Source organism: Albidovulum sp. (assembly GCF_049646345.1).
In the GTDB taxonomy this organism is placed as follows: Bacteria; Pseudomonadota; Alphaproteobacteria; order Rhodobacterales; family Rhodobacteraceae; genus Albidovulum.
Genome location: NZ_JBARVQ010000063.1, coordinates 1 through 2,738, shown reverse-complemented (window position 1 = coordinate 2,738; position 2,738 = coordinate 1). Strand labels below are relative to the sequence as shown.

The following is a 2,738-nucleotide window of genomic DNA, read 5'->3' as shown; positions in this document are numbered from 1 at the left end:
CTCCATCGTCGCGCGGCTGTCCGACAGCAGCCGGTGGGCCGATTGATGCCGGGCCGAGAGGCGGGCGACATCCTCGGTCAGTTCCGAATGTGCGGTTTCGCGGTCCGAGAGCACTCGGGCCGCGTCCTGCGCGACCTCAAGCGCCTCGGCCAGACGCGGCTCATGCCCTTCGGCGGCCTTGACGATCTGGGCCTGTTCCCATTCCAGACGGCTGATCGTCTCGCCAGCATCGTGGTTCAGCCCGGCTTCGCGCTCCATATCGCGGGCCAGCTGTTCGATGCGGTTTTGCAGCGTCTCAATGGTCTGAAGCGCCCGCGCCTCCTGATCCGACAGGGTATCGCGCTGGACCTGAAGACGTTGCAGAACCGCCGCCGCGATTGCCTCTTCCTCGCGCAAGGGGGGCAGCGCCTGTTCCCGCTCACCCCTTGCCTTGGCTGCCGCACGGGCGGCAACCTCGGCCTGACCGGCGAGTTTCGTGCGTTCCGTCAGCCCCGCCTCGGCCGTCGCCCGCGCCTCATCGGCTTCGCGCCAGCGACGATAGAGCAGCATGCCCTCCGCCCGGCGCAGTTCATTGCCGATCTCACGGTACCGCGCCGCCTGCCGTGCCTGACGCGCCAGCGTCTGCAATTGTGAGGCCAGCTGTTCGACCACATCCTCAACCCGGGCAAGGTTCTGTTCGGTACCGTTCAGCTTCAGCTCGGCCTCGTGCCGCCGCTGGTAGAGGCCGGAAATCCCCGCGGCCTCTTCCAGAATACGGCGGCGGTTCTTCGGCTTGGCGTTGATCAGTTCCGAAATTTGCCCCTGCCGCACCAGCGCCGGCGAATGCGACCCGGTGGAGGCATCGGCAAAGAGCATCTGCACGTCGCGGGCGCGCACTTCCTTGGTATTGGCCTTGTAGGCCGAGCCCGCATCGCGGGTGATGCGGCGCACGATGTCGAGCTGATCCTGATCGTTGAACCCCGATGGCGCCAGCCGTTCTGTATTGTCGATGGTGATCGAGACTTCGGCGAAGTTGCGGGCGGGCCGGGTGGCGGCCCCGGCAAAGATCACGTCTTCCATCCCGCCGCCGCGCATCGCAGTCGGGCGGTTTTCGCCCATGACCCAGCGCAAAGCTTCCAGGAGGTTCGACTTGCCGCAGCCATTCGGGCCGACAACGCCCGTCAGCCCGTCATGGATCAGCAGATCCGTCGGGTCGACGAAGCTTTTGAAGCCGTTCAGTCTGAGCCGTGTGAAACGCAACAGCGGGGCCTTCGAATGATTCCTCCGGGTCTGCAATCCTTGGGCGGACCGGGCTTTGAGTCAATGCCCATACCCCGCATATGGCGGCATGATGGCGGTTATCCACAAGATATCGGGATTTCTTCGGCTGCTAGTCGCCAGCCAGCAGACGCCGCAGCCTTACACCAAAATACGGGTGCATCGCAAAGCCGCGCGCAAGGTAGAAGTCCTGCGCCGCGCGGTTTTCGGCATCGGCACCGACCGAAAGCCAGCCACAGTCCAGCGACCGGGCTAGCGCGGCACCGGCCTCGACCAGAGCCGAGCCGACGCCTTTGCCACGCCAGGCCTCGGCCACAAAGAGGTGATGCATGTCGAGCCCGCGGCGGGAATATTGAAGGTGATGAAGCGGGGCGAATGCGGCATATCCGATTAGCGTGCCATCGGCCTCGGCAATCAGGATACGAATCCACGGCGATGCGCCGCCTGCGTCACGCGCCAGCAGATCTTCGTCGATGCGGGCGGTGTCGCCGTGAAACGCGGCCAGCGCCGTGACCATGCGCACCACGGCCCCGCCGTCCCCGGTATGGAACGGCCGGACCAGAAAGTCGGAATGCGGATTTTCGCTCATCACCGCCAGAGACTGCCCTGCGAGGAGGACTTTCGGCAAGGCATTCTTGACTTGACGCAGAGCTGGCGGCCAACTCGCCCGCAACATGGGAGGAGTTCATGGACGGAGGAACTGGAAGATGCCTTTGCGGCGCGGTGCGCTTTGCTTTCGAGGGCGCTCCGAACTGGCAGATGCACTGCCACTGCGAAAGCTGCCGCCGGGCGACGGCCGCACCCTTCACCAGCTTTCTGGCGGTTAATCTGGCGGCGTTCCGCTGGACCGGGATACCCCCGGCCGGACGCGATTCCTCACCCGGCGTCCGGCGCTATTTCTGCGCTGCCTGCGGCACGCCGATGGGCTATCAAAGTACGGCCCGCGCGCATGAAATCGACCTTTATGCGGCAACGCTGGACGATCCGTCCAGCTATGTGCCGACCAACCATGTCCACTGGAATGAACGTGTGTCCTGGCTTCACCCGAATGACGGCCTGCCGGTGCACCGCACCCCGCGACGCCTGACCGGCGAGGAGGACATGAGCCCGGTCCTTGGCCTCCTCCATGCCGCATTCGCCTATATAGACGGCGTGATCGACCCGCCCTCATCGCTGCACCGGCTGACGGCAGAGGGCATCGCCCGGCAGGCGCGGGAGGGTGAGGTCTGGGTGCTTGACGATCTTGGCCGGATGATCGCCTGCCTTTTTCTCACCCCCGCCCCCGAGCACCTTTATGTCGGCAAGCTGGCTGTGGCCGACGAATTTCGCGGTCAGGGCCTCGCGCGGCAGCTTGTCGATCATGCGACGACCCGGGCGAAGGCGCTGGCGGTGCCGCGGCTCGTGTTGCAAAGCCGCGTGGAACTGGCCGGAAATCACGCGGCATTTCAGGCGCTGGGCTTTGTCAGGACCGGCGAGACAGC

At 65.3% G+C, this 2,738-nt stretch carries 3 protein-coding genes; 1 reads left to right on the top strand and 2 read right to left on the bottom strand.

The genetic code is table 11. The features are described from left to right. Both WBB85_RS01515 and WBB85_RS01510 read right to left on the bottom strand, forming a co-directional pair. Positions 1–1,239, bottom strand: a 1,239-nt coding sequence (locus WBB85_RS01515) for an AAA family ATPase (RefSeq protein WP_432636858.1), incomplete at its 3' end; no start/stop codon positions are given. Between the two features lie 130 nt (positions 1,240–1,369). After that, positions 1,370–1,846, bottom strand: a complete 477-nt coding sequence (locus tag WBB85_RS01510) for a GNAT family N-acetyltransferase (RefSeq protein WP_432636857.1) — start codon at positions 1,844–1,846, stop codon at positions 1,370–1,372. Between the two features lie 98 nt (positions 1,847–1,944). Here WBB85_RS01510 and WBB85_RS01505 point away from each other — a divergent pair. Further along, positions 1,945–2,738: GNAT family N-acetyltransferase (locus WBB85_RS01505; protein WP_432636856.1), on the top strand; the 794-nt coding region annotated here is incomplete at its 3' end.